At 70.0% G+C, this 15001-nt stretch carries 15 protein-coding genes; 6 read left to right on the top strand and 9 right to left on the bottom strand.

The window, feature by feature from the left end:
- Window positions 1–53: 53 nt before the first annotated feature.
- The 4 genes from ABH928_RS29235 (at window position 54) to ABH928_RS29220 (ending at window position 2671) form a co-directional block, all read left to right on the top strand.
- Window positions 54–608, top strand: a complete 555-nt coding sequence (locus ABH928_RS29235) for a YceI family protein (protein WP_370071635.1) — start codon at window positions 54–56, stop codon at window positions 606–608.
- Window positions 609–864: 256 nt separating this feature from the next.
- Window positions 865–1632 (top strand): hypothetical protein, encoded by a 768-nt coding sequence (locus ABH928_RS29230; protein WP_370071634.1) that lies wholly within the window; start codon window positions 865–867, stop codon window positions 1630–1632.
- A complete protein-coding gene (locus ABH928_RS29225; protein ID WP_370071633.1) occupies window positions 1629–1967 on the top strand; it encodes a winged helix-turn-helix domain-containing protein in 339 nt (112 codons plus the stop codon). Before ABH928_RS29230 ends, ABH928_RS29225 begins: the two co-directional genes overlap by 4 nt.
- A 44-nt stretch (window positions 1968–2011) precedes the next feature.
- Window positions 2012–2671 (top strand): class I SAM-dependent methyltransferase, encoded by a 660-nt coding sequence (locus ABH928_RS29220; RefSeq protein WP_370071632.1) that lies wholly within the window; start codon window positions 2012–2014, stop codon window positions 2669–2671.
- 57 nt (window positions 2672–2728) lie between these two features.
- On the opposite strand, the gene ABH928_RS29215 is transcribed toward ABH928_RS29220, so the two are convergent.
- From ABH928_RS29215 to ABH928_RS29175, 9 genes are all read right to left on the bottom strand, one after another.
- Window positions 2729–3379, bottom strand: a complete 651-nt coding sequence (locus ABH928_RS29215) for a vitamin K epoxide reductase family protein (RefSeq protein WP_370071631.1) — start codon at window positions 3377–3379, stop codon at window positions 2729–2731.
- 49 nt (window positions 3380–3428) lie between these two features.
- Complete coding sequence (locus ABH928_RS29210; RefSeq protein WP_370071630.1) at window positions 3429–4283, bottom strand: thioredoxin domain-containing protein; 855 nt, start codon at window positions 4281–4283, stop codon at window positions 3429–3431.
- Between the two features lie 111 nt (window positions 4284–4394).
- A complete protein-coding gene (locus ABH928_RS29205; RefSeq protein WP_370071629.1) occupies window positions 4395–5072 on the bottom strand; it encodes a hypothetical protein in 678 nt (225 codons plus the stop codon).
- Between the two features lie 99 nt (window positions 5073–5171).
- A complete protein-coding gene (locus ABH928_RS29200) occupies window positions 5172–5498 on the bottom strand; it encodes a hypothetical protein (protein WP_370071628.1) in 327 nt (108 codons plus the stop codon).
- Between the two features lie 165 nt (window positions 5499–5663).
- The gene (locus ABH928_RS29195) at window positions 5664–6944 is read right to left on the bottom strand and encodes a Gfo/Idh/MocA family protein (RefSeq protein ID WP_370071627.1); all 1281 of its coding nucleotides are present in this window, start codon (window positions 6942–6944) and stop codon (window positions 5664–5666) included.
- A gap of 29 nt (window positions 6945–6973) precedes the next feature.
- Complete coding sequence (locus ABH928_RS29190) at window positions 6974–7786, bottom strand: carbohydrate ABC transporter permease (protein ID WP_370071626.1); 813 nt, start codon at window positions 7784–7786, stop codon at window positions 6974–6976.
- Window positions 7779–8747, bottom strand: a complete 969-nt coding sequence (locus ABH928_RS29185; protein ID WP_370071625.1) for a carbohydrate ABC transporter permease — start codon at window positions 8745–8747, stop codon at window positions 7779–7781. Before ABH928_RS29185 ends, ABH928_RS29190 begins: the two co-directional genes overlap by 8 nt.
- A gap of 2 nt (window positions 8748–8749) precedes the next feature.
- On the bottom strand, window positions 8750–10018 hold the full coding sequence (locus tag ABH928_RS29180) for a sugar ABC transporter substrate-binding protein (protein ID WP_370071624.1): 1269 nt from the start codon (window positions 10016–10018) through the stop codon (window positions 8750–8752).
- 331 nt (window positions 10019–10349) lie between these two features.
- The gene (locus ABH928_RS29175; protein WP_370071623.1) at window positions 10350–11486 is read right to left on the bottom strand and encodes an ROK family protein; all 1137 of its coding nucleotides are present in this window, start codon (window positions 11484–11486) and stop codon (window positions 10350–10352) included.
- Between the two features lie 150 nt (window positions 11487–11636).
- Here ABH928_RS29175 and ABH928_RS29170 point away from each other — a divergent pair, with 150 nt between their 5' ends.
- Window positions 11637–12638, top strand: a complete 1002-nt coding sequence (locus tag ABH928_RS29170; RefSeq protein WP_370071622.1) for an ROK family protein — start codon at window positions 11637–11639, stop codon at window positions 12636–12638.
- A 150-nt stretch (window positions 12639–12788) separates the two neighbouring features.
- On the top strand, window positions 12789–14987 hold the full coding sequence (locus ABH928_RS29165; RefSeq protein WP_370071621.1) for an NEW3 domain-containing protein: 2199 nt from the start codon (window positions 12789–12791) through the stop codon (window positions 14985–14987).
- The last annotated feature ends 14 nt before the right edge of the window (window positions 14988–15001 follow it).

The following is a 15001-nucleotide window of genomic DNA, read 5'->3' as shown; positions in this document are numbered from 1 at the left end:
GGCGACTCGGCCTCGCCGCGCCCGCGCGGCCCCGATGTCCGTGGAGCAGACTCATGACCACCGTCCCCCGCAGTGAACTGACCGGCGACTACGTCCTCGACCCCGCGCACACCCAGATCGGCTTCGTGGCACGGCACGCCATGGTGACCAAGGTGCGCGGCGGGTTCAAGAAGTTCGAGGGCACCGCCCACCTCGACGGCGAGAACCCGGCCAACTCGACGGTGCGGGTGAGCATTCAGGCCGACAGCATCGACACCCGCAACGAGCAGCGCGACGGCCACCTGCGCACCAACGACTTCCTCGACGCGCCGAACCACCCCGAGATCACCTTCGTCTCGACGTCCGTGCGCGAGGCCGACAACGATCGCTACGACGTCACCGGCGATCTCACCATCAAGGGTGTGTCCAAGTCGCTGACCATCCCCTTCGAGTTCCAGGGCAGCGCCATGGACCCGATGAACAACTTCCGTGTGGGCCTTGAGGGTTCGGTGACCATCAACCGCAAGGAGTTCGGCCTGACCTGGAACGCGGCCCTGGAGGGCGGCGGTGTCCTGGTCGGCGACAAGGTGGTGCTGGAGTTCGAGATCTCCGCCATCCGCAAGTCCTGACGTCCTGACGTCCTGACGCCCTGACGCCCTGGCCTTCTGGACGCCCCCGCGATGTCCCCACGCTGATGTCCCCATGCCCGCCCTGCGCAGCAGACGCCGCGCAGGGCGGACGTCGTCATGCGGTCCGGGATCCGCCCTACCCCCCCCGAGGGCGGATCCCGGACCGTCCCCCCAACTCCCCCTTGATGGCAGAGTCTTGCGCAGAATGGTTTGCAGTGCAAACCTGATGGCACAACAAATTCGGGGAGGCACAACCATGGTGAGCAATCCGCCCACAGACCCGTCCGACGATTCGCCCGCACAACTCCTGGCCGCCGCAACCACCGCAGGCAGGCTGACCCGGGCGGCGCGCCACGGGTTCTGGTTCCCGCTGGTGCTGTTCGGACTGCTGGTGATCGGCGCCGCACCGTTGTACCTGGTCAACGTGCCCTCGTGCCCGCACGGCGAGATGAGCTGCGTGATCAACGGCGGTGACGGCATTCCCGGGGGCTCGCTGGCCATGTCGCTCTACTGGCTGATCGCGGTCGCCGTCGGCTACGCCGCAACGCTCGGCTACTACTGGTCCCGCGCCCGACGCGTCGGCGTCGCCGGTCGGATCTGGCCCTACCTGGTGACGGGGCTCGCGCTGCTCGCGATCACCGTGCTCGCCACGCCCGAGGTGAGCGACCGACTGATGCATCGGGAACTGCTCTCCGTCCCTGGAGACCTGGCGATCCGCGGCATGACACCGCTGCTGGCGCTGGCGCTCGGCCTGTTCGTCCTGGCCCGGCTCGAACGCAGCGTTCCGATGGCGGGATTCGCCGTACTCTTCCTCGTCGTGACCCTGATCTCCAACCTCTACGACGTCGAGAACCAGACCCCGCTGATCGGCTGGACCCCATCCGCGGCATGGCAGTACGTCCCGAACCTCTGGCTCGCCGGATTCACGCTGCTGCTCGGTGGTCTGGGCTTCCGGCTCGCCAAGCTGCTGCGCGACCGTGACCGCGCCCGCGTTCAGATCCTGCCGCAGGGGCAGGCGACGTGAGCGACGAACCCGCCCAGCAGGCCCATCCCACCCAGGGCCTGGACGACACCGTCCACCAACGCGCCCGCCTCGGCATCCTGGCGGTGCTGCACGAGTCGGCCAGGGTCGAGTTCACCTTCCTCCGCGAGGCACTCGACCTCACCGCGGGCAACCTCTCCCGTCACCTCCAGGTGCTGGAGGAGGCCGGACTGGTCGCGGTGGACAAGGGTTACGAGGGCCGTCGCGCCCGCACCTGGGTCCGGATCACCAAGCCGGGGCGAGCGGCGTTCCTTGCCGAGATCTCCCACCTCAAGGAGCTCATCCGCCGCGTCGACGGTGCGGCGGACCTATCGTGAGAGGCAGACCCGCCGTCGGCCCGTGGAAGTGATGGTGACCGCACATGCCCGCCGGTAGCCCCTCCGGCAGCGTCCGCCGTCCGCTCTTCGCCCGGCTCTGGTCCCGCGTCGCCGGTCCGGCGCTGGACCGGGCCGGGATCGGCGAGCATCGTGCCCGCCTGCTCGCCGGGCTCTCCGGTGAGGTCGTGGAGATCGGCCCCGGGAACGGCCTGAACTTCCCGCACTACCCCTCCACCGTCACCCGCGTCCTGGCTGTGGAACCGGAGGAGCAGTTGCGCGCGCTGGCGACCGAGGCCGCGCGCACCGCGCCAGTGCCGGTCGAGGTGGCGGCGGGCACCGCGGACGCGATCCCGGCGGACGACGCGTCCTTCGACGCGGTCGTGGTCTGCCTGGTGCTCTGCTCGGTCCCCGACCAGGCCGCAGCACTGGCCGAGGCCCGCCGGGTGCTCAAGCCCGGCGGGCAGCTGCGCTTCTTCGAGCACGTACGCGCCGACTCCCCGGCGATGCGCCAGGTCCAGCGGGCCGTGGACGCGACCTTCTGGCCACTGCTCTGCGGCGGCTGCCACACCGGCCGCGACACCCGCTCCGCGATCGACGCGGCCGGCTTCCGCCTCACCGACGTCCGCACCTTCACCTTCCCGGACACCCGGATCCCCTCCCCCGCCGGAACCCACATCCTGGGCACCGCACAGCGCGCGGATTAGATCTGCATGCAACCCTTCTGCCCGCCGTCGAACCACTTACACACATATGATGTGTCGTCAGATATGTGTCGACCAGTAATACCAGAACCGGTTCAGCACCAGCAGCACGATCACCAGGTACCCCGCAGCCGGCACGACCCACGCCCAGTGCACGCCGGTCCGCTGGAACCACGCCCGTGCACCGCTCGGCAGCGGGAGGGTGCCCGTGCGCAGGTTGTGGACGGTGGTGTACCAGAGCAGCGGGATCGTGGCCGTCCAGACGACCATGCAGTACGGGCAGACCGCACCGATCGAGTACAGCGTCTGGTCGATCAGCCAGCACACGAAGCCGATCCCGAACAGCGTCCCGGCCTGGAGGCCGAGCCAGAACCAGCGGGGCAGCCGGACGCCGGTCAGGGCGACGACGCCGATGGTGACGACCGCCGCGAAGGCCCCCACGCCGATCAGCGAGTTGGGGAAGCCGAAGACGGAGGCCTGCGCGGTGCGCATCACCGAACCGCAACTGATGATCGGGCTGATGTTGCAGCTCGGGATGTAATGCGGGTTTTCCAGCAGCCGGATCTTCTCCAGCGTCAGCGTGATCGCGGCGGCCAGACCCAGGGCGCCGGCGATCAGCAGCAACCAGGCGTAGCCGCGCGTGGCGGCGACCCGGTCAGTGATCCAACTGCCGCCGGGCTCTACGGCGTTCGGTTCGACGGTGTCCAACATATCCGCCTCATCAGCCAGTTCGGGGTTCATCCTCGTCGGCTCCGGTCCGCTACTTGTTCGTGCCGACGGCCTGCTGGACCAGGCCCGTGTACTGGGCCGGGGTCACCGGGTTGCTGCTGTTGTCGAAGACGTTGAGCACCTGACCGTCGAGCTTGAGCGTGGGCGTGCCCTGGATGCCGCTGCTGTTGAACGCGTCCGAGACCTTGGCCGCCCAGGGGGCGAAGACGCGGTTCTCGACGTCCTTGGTGAACTGCGGCGTCACCAGGCCCGGCACCTTCTTCGCCAGGTCCAGCAGGGTGTTGAGGTTGCCGAAGCCGTCCGTCTCCTCGGAGGGCTGGTTGGCGTAGAGGACGTCGTGGAACTCCTTGAACGCCGTCGGGCCGCCCTCGTTGAGTGCGGCTCCCGCGACCTCCAGGGCGTCCATCGAGCCGGTGCCGCCGAGGTTGTTGTCCAGGAACGTGGCCATGTGGTATTGGATCTTGTACGTGCCGTTGTCCGCGAGCTGCTTGATGGTCGGGCCGTCGGCCTTCTCCAGCTTGTCGCAGATGGGGCAGCGGAAGTCCTCCCACACGTCCAGCGTGTGCTTGGCGTTCGGGTTGCCGTAGACGATCACCGTGCCGTCCGGGCCGCTGGCGTGGGCCGGGATCACCAACGGCTGGCCGGCCCCGGCGCTGCCCCCGCTGTTGCCGGCGAGGGCGACGGCCACCACCGCGCCGACGGCGACGACCGCGACGACGGTCGAGCCGATGCCGATCCGGCGCATCCGGACCTGCTTGCGGGCCTGCGCCTCGCGCTCGTACTGCAGCCGCTCGCGGGCGTTTCCCGGCTTGTTGGAGTTGGGGTTGCTGGGGTTGCTGGGGTTGTTGTGGTTGCCGGGGTTGTTGCGGTTCTTGGTCTTGCTCATGGCTGTCCTCACAGGTGAAGAAGTGCAGGAAAGGGTGAGGGACAGGCCTGTTCAGGCAGCGCAGCGCAAAAGAAGAAAGAAAAGAAAAGAGAGAACGCGAAGCGACGCCGCTCAGCAGGCCTGAGCGAGCATCGGCGGGCCGCGACGCGGCGCGGTGCGCGGCAGCACGTCCTGTGGACCGCGCGCCTTGGAACGGGGTGCGGGAAGCGGCGGCCGGGGGCCGCTCGGCTCGGGCAGCGCGACAGGCGCCGAGAGCCGGACGAGCAGGGCGCGGACGCCGTGCCACCCGGCGAGCACCGCCACCCGGACCAGCGCGAAGAGGGCCGCCTCACCGCGGCGCAGCCACCACGCGGCGGCCAGCGCCAGCACCAGGTGGACCACCAACAGCAGCATCGCCTGACCACCCGTCAGGGCGACCAGCGCGGCGTGCGTCTGCTCGGTCAGTCCCAGCAGGCCGGGACGGATGGTCCCGCCGCCGCACGCGAGCATGCCCCACCCCGGCAGGCCCGCATGCGCGGCGACCGGACCGGGCGGACAGCTCTGCTGACCGGTGTTGAAGAGGACGTTCATCCCGACCTGGAGCGGGACAAGGACGGCGACGATGCTCCGGTAGCCGCGTTCGCCCGCGAAGAGCAGCAGGGCGACGACCAGACTGCCGCCGAGCGCGAGGAGCGCGACGTCCACGGGGACCGGCTGACCGGTCACCGCCAGGCGCGCCCCGACCGGGAGCATGACGGAGAGCGCGGCGAACACCACCGCGCGCAGGAGCCTCAGTCCCCATCCGTCCATCGTTCGGAGTATCGCAGGGGCACGTGTGAAGGCGCTGTAAAGTCCTCGCCCGCCCTTCCCCGCCCCGCCCTACGCCGTCATGCCCCACGCCCTACGCCGTCACGCCGAACCGCCGGCCGTCGGGATCCGGGCGAGGCTGGACGCGAGGGCCGCGCGCTGGTCGTGGTCGAGCGCGCCCAACAAGGTGGCCTCGGTCGCACGGGCGCCGATCAGGATGTCGTGCGCGGTGACCGGGCCCACCCCGGGCAGCGCGCGGAGCAGGGACGCGAGGGTCATCCCGGCGGCGACCACGTCACCGCCATGCCAGGCGTCGAGGCAGATGTGGGCGAGCCGGGTCGGGCCCTCCTCCGCCGTGGCGGCGAGCCGCAGCTCACGGGCCCGGTGGAGTTCGGCACTCGGCGCGGACGACGACGGGCCCATATCCACTCCCCAATCCACTCCTTTCGACATCTCCTGCCGCTTGCAAGCGTATGCCGGGGCAACCATTCGTGCACGTAATACCCTGGTGCGCAATACCGCCGTGCACAATACCGTCGCGCACAACAGGCCCCAGGCACCTCCTGGCCGGCGCGGACGTCGACACCACGCCCGTCAGTCGGCCGTGAGCCGCCCCGCTCCAGAGACGCCCGAAGCGCCGGAATCTCCGGACCCGGCGGACCCGCCGAAACCACCCGGCACCGACTGCTGCGCGTTGTCGAAGTAGGCGGCCAACTCCCGGTCCAGCGGCGGGATGTCGTAGGGACGGCCGCCGTCGCGCAGCGACATCGTCGCCATGTATCCGGCGGCCACGCTCATCCGCGCCGCCAGCGGTGAGGTGTCCGTCGGGCCGCCCTCACGGACGAACCGCGCGAACTCCTGCATGATGGCGACGTCGCTGCCGCCGTGCGTGCCCGACGAGTCCGGCACGCGGTAGGAGATGTCGCAGTCCGCGCGGTAGCGGGAGGGCCCGGTGTTCCACACCCGGACCTCCGCTCCGGCCTCGTCGCCGAAGTTCTCCAGCCGCCCCTCGGTCCCGATCACCGTGTAGTTGCGGAAGTAGTCAGGGCTGAAGTGGCACTGCTGGTACGCGGCGATCACGCCGTTGTCCAGCTGCATGTTCATCACCGAGACGTCCTCGACGTCGATGCGGTGGTGCAGGTCGGCCCGCGTGGTCGGCGGCCACTCGTACTCCTTGAGCCAGTTCTCCGGACGCGGCATGCCCGGGGCCCGGCGCGGCAGGTCGCCGTGGAGCATCAACGAGCCGAACGCGTTGACGCGTTCGGTGTAGCCGCCCGCCAACCAGTGCACCACGTCGATGTCGTGGGCGGCCTTCTGCAGCAGCAGTCCGGTGGTGCGGCGGCGGTCGGCGTGCCAGTCCTTGAAGTAGAAGTCGCCGCCGTAGGAGACGAAGTGGCGCACCCAGACGGTCTTCGGCTCGCCGATGTCGCCGCGCGTGATGACCTCCCGCATCCGCCGGACCACGCCCATGTGCCGCATGTTGTGACCGACGTAGAGGCGGGTGCCGGTCTCGTACGCGGCGCGCAGGATCGCGTCGCAGCCGTCGACGGTGATCGCCATCGGCTTCTCCAGGTAGACCGGCTTGCCCGCACGCAGGCAGTCGACGGCGATCTGCTCGTGGGTGTCGTCCGGGGTCACCACCAACACCGCGTCGAGGTCGTCGCGGGCCAACAGCTCCCGGTAGTCGGTCACCGCGTCCTCGGACTTGACCGAGCCGGGCTCGACGCCGTCGAGCCGTTCCAGGCCGCGCCGCAGCGCTGCGGGGTCGCTGTCGCAGACGGCGGCGACGACGGTACCGCGCCCGGGCCGGTGGGCGGCGACGGCCAGCGAGATGCGCAGGCCCAGACCGATGACGCCGAGGCGCACGTCTTCCACGGTCACAGAGTTCCCTTCCCTGAGTGGTGTCACTTGGAGCCGGTGAAGGCGATGCCTTCGGTGATCCGGCGCTGCGCCAGGACGAACATGACGATCATCGGCAGGCTGGCCAGCAGCGAACCCGCCATCAGCACCGGGTAGTCGGTGCTGTGCTCGCCCTGAAGCGTGGCCAGACCGACCGAGAGCGGCATCTGGTTGGCGTCGTTGGCGACCACCAGCGGCCACAGTAGGTCGTTCCAGGACCAGAGCACGGTCAGCACGCCGAGCGAGATCAGACCGGGCTTGGCCAGCGGCAGCATCACCGACCAGAAGATCCGCAGCGGTCCCGCGCCGTCGAGCCGGGCGGCCTCCTCGACGTCCAGCGGAAGCGAGAGGAAGAACTGCCGCAGCATGAAGGTGCCGAAGGCGCTGAACAGGCCCGGCAGCACGATGCCGGTCAGGGTGTTGAGCAGGCCCAGGTGCATGAGGATCTGGTACTGCGGCAGCAGGTAGACCTGGCTGGGCACCATCAGCACCGCGAGCAGCAGCAGGAACAACGCGTTTCGTCCCGGAAAGCGCAGCCGGGCGAAGGCGTAGGCGGCCATCGAGCAGAACAGCAGCTGCGCCGCGACCCGGACCACGGTGATCAGCACGGTGTTCAGGAACTGCCGCAGGAACGGCATGCTCGTGAACACCTCCGAGTAGTTGGACCAGCGCCAGCCGGGCACGAAGTCCGGTGGCACGCTGGTCGCCTGACCCAGCGTCTGCAGGGAGGTCAGCAACTGCCAGAAGAACGGGGCGACCATCGCCGCCGCGCCGATCGCCAGCACGACATGAACCGGCCACAACCGCTGCTTATTCATAGTGCACCCACTTCTTCTGCAGCCGGAACTGGACGGCGGTCAGCACCAGCAGGACCGCCATCAGCACGACCGCGATCGCGCAGCCCATCCCCTGCTGGTTGTCGAGGAAGACGTCCTCGTAGAAGAGGTAGGCGATGGTCTTGCTGTCGGCCAGGGCCGGGTTGGCCTTGCCGAGCATCATCAGGACGGTGTCGAACATCTGCAGGCCGCCGATGACCGTCAGTACCGAGACGAAGAAGATGCTCGGGCTGAGCAGCGGCAGCGTGATCGAGAAGAACTGCCGGATCCGGCCCGCGCCGTCGAGCTCGGCCGCCTCGTAGTAGTGACGCGGAATGCCCTTGAGGCCGGCCGCGAAAATGATCATGTTGTAGCCGAGGCTGGCCCAGATCCCGACCACGGCCATCGCGTAGACGGTGAACCTGGGGTCGGAGACCCAGTGCGGGCCGTGGATGCCGACCAGCGACAGCAGGTAGTTGATCAGGCCGTAGTCGCCGTTGTAGAGCCAGCGCCACACCATCGCCACCGCGGCGGGCATGCTGACCACCGGCAGAAAGAACAGCGTCCGGTAGAGCGCGACGCTGCGTCCGCGCACCTGGTTGAGCAGCGCGGCGCAGACGATCGAGAACGGGATCGACAGCAGCATCAGCAGCGAGTACAGCACGGTGTTCCAGGCCGCCTTGGGCAGCTGCGGATCGCTCAGGAACGCACGGTAGTTGGCGAACCCGACCCACTGCTGCCCGCCGAAGACGCCCCAGCTGGTGAAGCTGTAGTAGCAGGACTGGACGATCGGCCACAGGTAGAAGACACCGATCCCGGCGACCAGCGGCAGGACCATCAGGTAGCCCCAGATCCACTCGCGCGGATGCCCGTGCTGCTCACCGATGCGCAGTCCGGTCCGGCGGCAGGTCCGGCGGCCGGTCCGGCGGCTGATCCGGAGGCCGGGTGCTTTGGCGAGGGCCACGGTCACCCCTTCGCCAGGTCGGCGTTCATGGTGGACGTCAACTGCCGGGCCCCGGCGTTCAGACCGGTCTTGCCGGCCCAGATCTGGTCCAGGATGCTCTGGGTGTCGGTGATCCACGGCATGCTGTCGGAGGAGACCGGGTACGGCACCGCGTACTTCAGCTCGTCGATGAAGGTCTGCAGGTGGTACTGCGGCGTCGACTTCACCCAGTCTCCGGCGAGGCCCTGGTACGCGGGGATGACCGCGCCGCTGGCCGCCTGGATCTGGTTGGCCTGCTCGCCGCCGAGGAACTTGACGAACTGCCAGGCAGCCGCAGCATGCGGGGTCTTGGCGTAGATGACGTTGGCCAGGCCGTTGATGACGGTGGCGTTGCCGTTCGGCCCGGCGGGCAGCGGCGCGACGTCGGCGTCGAGGCCCGGGGCGTTCTTGTAGGTCGGCATGTCCCAGTCGCCGTCGGTGAACATCGCCACCTTGCCGGAGGCGAACAGCTGGGACGGGTCGGTGTCCGCCATCTGCTGCGCGGTGGGCGAGGTGTGGTACTTGGTGATGAAGTCCAGCGCGTACTGCAGTCCGGCGAGGGCCTTGGGCCCGTCCAGCTCGGAGGACTTCTTGTCGGCGGAGACGACGCTGCCACCGGCCTGGTAGATGTCGTTGTAGAGGTTCTCCTGCGTCCAGTCCGGCGAGGCGATGCCCCAGACGCCCTTGGCGGAGTTCGTCAGCTTCTTCGACGCGTCGATGACGTCCTGCCAGGTCCAGTTGGCGGTGGGGTACTTCACCCCGGCGGCGTCGAAGAGCTTCTTGTTGTACCAGAGGCCGATCGTGTCGAAGTCCTTCGGCATCCCGTACTGCTTGCCGTTGATGGTGTAGATGGAGTTCAGCGAGGCCGGGAACGGCTTGTTGTCGAAGCCCGACTGGTCCGAGAGCGGCATCAGTTGGCCCTGGCCGCCGTAGAGGCCGATCTGGGTGGTGCTCATCCAGAAGACGTCCGGGGCGGTGCCCGAGGCGGCCTCGGTCTGCAGCTTGGTCCAGTAGTCGGCAACGGGGGTCAGTTCGATGTCGACGGTGATGTTCGGGTGGAGCTTCTCGAAGGCGGTGGCGATCTGCTGCATCGCGGGCTTCTGGTTGGCATCCCAGATGCCGTAGGTGAGGGTGACCGGGCCGGAGCTGTTGCCGCCGGAGCCGGAGGCTCCGCTCGAGCAGGCGGAGACGCAGGTCACGAGCGCGGCGGCGCAGACCAGCGCGGAGGCCTTTCCGGCGATCTTCGATCCCATGGTTCGGTCCCATCGGTCGGTGTGGCGTGGGGGTGGTACCGGGGTGAGCGGCACTGAGGGGTGGTGACGGGACAGTAGCCGAGCATTTATGCGAAGAACTAGCGTTAATCGAGCAAGAGTGCGCAGCCGAAACCGGAGCGAGACGTTCTCGTGACCCTACTCAGGGGTCATTGCGCGAGTTGTTGAGGTAAATCCGCCGCTCGGGACATGCGTCGGAACACGCGTCGGAACCTCATCAGGGCCCGCGCAGGGACCGGTGTCAGGGCCCGCGCAGGGACCGGTGTCAGGGCCCGCGCGGGGACCGGTGTCAGGGCCTGCGTCGGAGCGCGCCTCAGGAGGCGAAGAGCCGCCGCTCGGCCTCGTTGAGGCCGTACCGGACCGCGCCCAGGCAGACCGCGTCCGCGCCGAGCTCCGAGACCGCGACCTCCGGGGGGTAGAGGCAGACCGCACCCAGGTAGTCGCGGATCGGTGCGGTGATCCACTCCCCCGCCTGGGCCAGGGCACCGCCGATCACCACCAGCTCGGGGTCGAGCGGCGTCACCAGGGTCACCAGCGCCTCGGCCAGGCCGGTCGCGAAGGACTCGACGACTGTCGCCGCCTCCGCGTCGCCCCCCTGGGCGCGGGTCAGGGCGAAGAGCGCCGCCTGGGAGGGGGCCCGCAGCTCCCCCGGGTCGACGGCCAGCGCGTAGTCCATGACGTGCCGGAACGCGCGCCACCTGCTGTTGGGGTGGCCGCCCAGCTCCCCGGCCGCCGCGTGCGAGCCCCGGTACGGGACGCCGCCGAGCAGCATCCCCAGGCCGATCCGGCTGCCGCTGTGCAGGTAGAGCACGTCCGCCCGGCCGCGTGCGGCGCCGAGCCAGTGCTCGGCCAGCACCGCCAGCCGCATGTCGTTCTCGACCAGCACCGGCACCGCCAACCGCCGGGCCAGCTCCGCCTGGAGCGCCACCCCCGTCCAGTCGGCGAGCACCACGCTCTTGACCACCCGGCCGTCGGCGTCGATCACGCCCGTGGTGCCGACACCGGCGGCGGTGAGGTCGCCGACGGTCAGTCCGGCCTGCGCGCACACATCACCGACCAGGCGCGCGACCGCGTCGAGCCGCTCCGCCGCCGGCAGGTCGCGCGGCACGCCGACGGTACTGCGGGCGACGATCCGGCCGCGCAGATCGGCGACCATCGCGGTGAGGTGTGCGGCGCCGATCCCGACGCCCGCGACATGGCCCACGGCCGCGCGGAAGGCGAAGCGCCGGGCCGGTCGGCCGCGCAGCCCCTCGGCCGCGCCCTCCGCGTACTCCTCGGCCTGGCCCTCCCGGAGCAGTGTCTCCATGATCGCCTCGGTGGTGGCCCGGGAGACCCGCGCCGCCCTGGCCAGCTCGGCCAGCGTGGCGCTCTCCGTCCCGTGTAGGCCGCGCAGGATGGCGACCTGGTTCAACCGGCGCAGGAAACTCGCGTCACCGCTCTCCCGTGGCACGCTTCCTCCTGCTGTGTCGCCGACCGAGGCTGATCCTAAACGGTGCCCGACCGCGCCGGACGGCGGTTGACCTGCTTGACAGTGCTTGGCCTGCTTGACGGTGCTCGACTCGCTTGACGGTGGGGACGCCCGCTGATTACGTTCCGCCGGGTGACCCGACTGCCCGGACTACCCCGACTGCCCGGACCGACCTGCGACCACGGCGACGTGCTGGCCCTGGAGATCGCCGGGGACCGGATCGAGGCGGGCGTGCTCGGCGCGGACGGCGCCTGGCGGCACCGGGAGAGCCGTCCCAGCGACAGCGCGCTGGGCTCGGACGCCGTCATCGACGCGCTGGTCGACTGCGCGACGGAGCTGTCGCGGCGATACACCCCGGTCGCGGCGGGTGTCGCGGTGCCGGGGATCGTCGACGAGCGCACCGGCCTGGCCGTCTTCTCCGCCCATCTGCGCTGGCGCGACCTGCCGTTGCCGCGCTGGCTGGCGGACGAGCTCGGCATCCCCGTCGCGTTCGGGCACGACGTCCGCGCAGCCGCGTTGGCGGAGGCCCAGTTCGGCGCGGGGCAGGGCTCGCGTTCACTGCTCCTGCTCTCCCTCGGCGCGGGCGTCGCCTCGGCGGCGGTGCTGGACGGGCGGATCCTCGTCGGCGGCCAGGGACGGGCAGGTGAACTCGGCCATCTGGTGGTGCAGCCTGACGGTCCATCATGTCCGTGCGGCGGACGCGGCTGCGTGGAGAGCCTGGCCTCGACCACCGCGCTGCTCGCCCGCTACCGCGAGGCACGCGGGGCAGCCGACGGCACAACAGGCGGCGCGGCAGGCGGCGGGACAGGCGATGCGGCCGTCGACGCGGCGGAGGTGGTCCGGCGCGCGCACGACGGCGAACCGGCCGCTGTCGCCGTCTGGCGCCAGGCGGTCGCGGCGCTGGCCGACGCCCTGTGCGCGGCGGTGGTGGTGCTGGATCCCAAACGCGTCGTACTGGGCGGGCATTTCGCCGAGACGCTCCGGGTCGCGGACCTGCTGCCGCAGGTCTGCGCGGACCTGTCCGCTGCGCTCGCCGAGCGGCTCACCGTACAGGCCCCGCCGGCCCTGGTGCCCACCACGCTGCACGGCCAGGCCGGTTGCCTGGGTGCCGCACTGCTGGCGCGGCGCGGCTGAGCATATGCGCTGATGGCCGATCAGTGATGCTTATTTCTACAAGGTTCTTGTCAAATCTGCTCAGTTTCCCCTACAACGGAGTGCCCGTACCCGAGAATCCGTGAGGTCGCTCCCGTGCTCACTCCCGCGCCAGCTAGTGTGCCAACTCGTGTGCCAACTCCCCCGTCACGGCGGCTCCGTGCCGCGCTCGCCTGCGTCTCGGCGCTGGCCGCCGCCTCGTCCGGCCTGCTGCTCGGCACACCCGCCGTCGCCGCCACCGCCCCAACTGCCGCCGCGGTCAACGCCACAGGCAACGCCGCTGGCACCGCGCAGTACCCCGACTACGCGCCGACCCCGCCCATGGGCTGGAACGACTGGTCCTACTACCAGTGCGGCATCAACGAGAAGACGATCCTCGACAACGCCCACGCCCTGGTCACCACCGGCCTGGCCAAGAAGGGCTTCAACACCGTCACCATCGACGACTGTTGGATGGCCCCGAACCGGGACGCCAAGGGCAACCTGGTCGCCAACCCGACCGAGTTCCCACACGGCATGGCCTACATCGGACAGCAACTCCACAAGCTGGGCCTGAAGTTCGGCATCTACGAGGACGCCGGGACGCAGACCTGCGGCGGCTTCCCCGGCTCGATGGGCCACTGGCAGCAGGACGCGGACCTCTTCGCCTCCTGGGGCGTCGACTACGTCAAGCTCGACGGCTGCAACGTGCCGACGCCCACCGGCCAGACCGACGAACAGGCGTACCACGCCACCTACGCCGCGATGAGCCAGGCGCTCGTCAACACCCACCGGCCGATCGTCTTCTCCATCTCCGCGCCCGCCTACTTCCAGGGCGAGTCGAACTGGAACCAGGTGATCGGCTGGTCCGCCCAGTTGGGCAACCTCTGGCGTGAGGGCGCGGACATCGCGCTGGGCCAGGACACCGGCCCCGACAAGTGGGCCTCGATCGACTACAACTACAGCTACAACGTGGGCCTTGCCGACCTCCAGCACCCCGGCCGTTGGAACGACCCGGACTTCCTGCTCGCGGGCGACTCGGGGTTGACCCAGGACGAGATCCAGAGCCAGGTCTCGCTCTGGTCGATGATGGCCGCCCCGCTGATCTCCAGCACCGACCTGACCCACCTCTCGCCCGCCGCGCTCGAAGTGCTGGGCAACAAGGACGTCATCGCGGTCGACCAGGACCGCCTCGGCGTCCAGGGCCGGATCGTCGCCCACGGCACCGGCTACGACGTGCTGGCCAAGCCGCTGGCCAACGGCGACCGCGCCGTCGCGCTGTTCAACTCCTCGGACGCGGCGCAGACGATCTCGGTCGCCGCGCGGACGGCGGGCCTTTCCAGCGCCAAGGCCTACCGGCTGGAGAACCTGGTCAGCAAGCAGGTCACGGAGACCACCGGCACCATCTCCGCCGACGTGCCGCCGCACGCCACCGTGCTCTACCGGGTCTCGGCAGGCGCCGGGGCCGGCCTCGCACCCGCCACGGCGATCACCTGGCGTGACGTCAGTTCAGCTGCGCAGCCTGGCACTTACCGGGTCACGCTGGCCGACCACGGCTCGAAGCCGCTGACCGGCGTCCGGCTCTCGGTCACCGCGCCCAAGGGCTGGACGGTCAGTCCGAGTGCCGTTTCCCTGCCGCGCGTTCCGGCGGGCGGGACCGCCTCCGCCACGGTCCGGCTGAGCGGGCCGGCCCCCGTGCCCGGCACGACGATCACGCCGGTCGCCGCCACCGCGACCTACCGCGGCGGCTCGACCGACGGCTCGGTCAGCGGCCAGGAGACCGTGGTCCAGGTCGTCCCCTACCCGACTCTCGCCGCCGCCTTCGACAACGTCGGGGCCACCTCGGAGAGCAACACCACTCCGGGCAACTTCGACGGCAGCGGCGACAGTTACTCCTCGGACGCACTGGCCAAGGCCGGAGCCACACCCGGCGCGACGGTCAACGCCAACGGCCTGACCTTCACCTGGCCGACCGCCGCTCCCGGCACGCCGGACAACGTCTCGGCCGACGGCCAGGAGGTCACGCTGACCGGGCAGGGCTCGGCGCTCGGCTTCCTGGGCGCGGAGGCCGGGTTCGTCTCCGGCCCGGTCACCGTCACCTACACCGACGGGACCACCAGCACCGGCCAGCTCGGCTTCCCCAACTGGTGCTGCGCGCCGACCAATGCGTACGGCGCGCTGACCGCCTTCACCACGGACCACCGCAACACCCCGAGCGGACCGGCCAACTACGGCACCAGCTACGGCGTCTTCACCAACACCGTGCCGCTGACGCCGGGGAAGACCGTCCGCTCGGTGACGCTGCCCCAGGAGCCCGCGATCCACGTCTTCGGGCTCGCGATCAAGCCCTGACCTGACGGGCCACC

The sequence above is a fragment of the Streptacidiphilus sp. MAP5-3 genome (genome assembly GCF_041262505.1).
Classification (GTDB): domain Bacteria; phylum Actinomycetota; class Actinomycetes; order Streptomycetales; family Streptomycetaceae; genus Streptacidiphilus.
The sequence above is the reverse complement of the archived record's forward strand: the minus strand, read 5'-3'. Positions and strand labels throughout refer to the sequence as shown.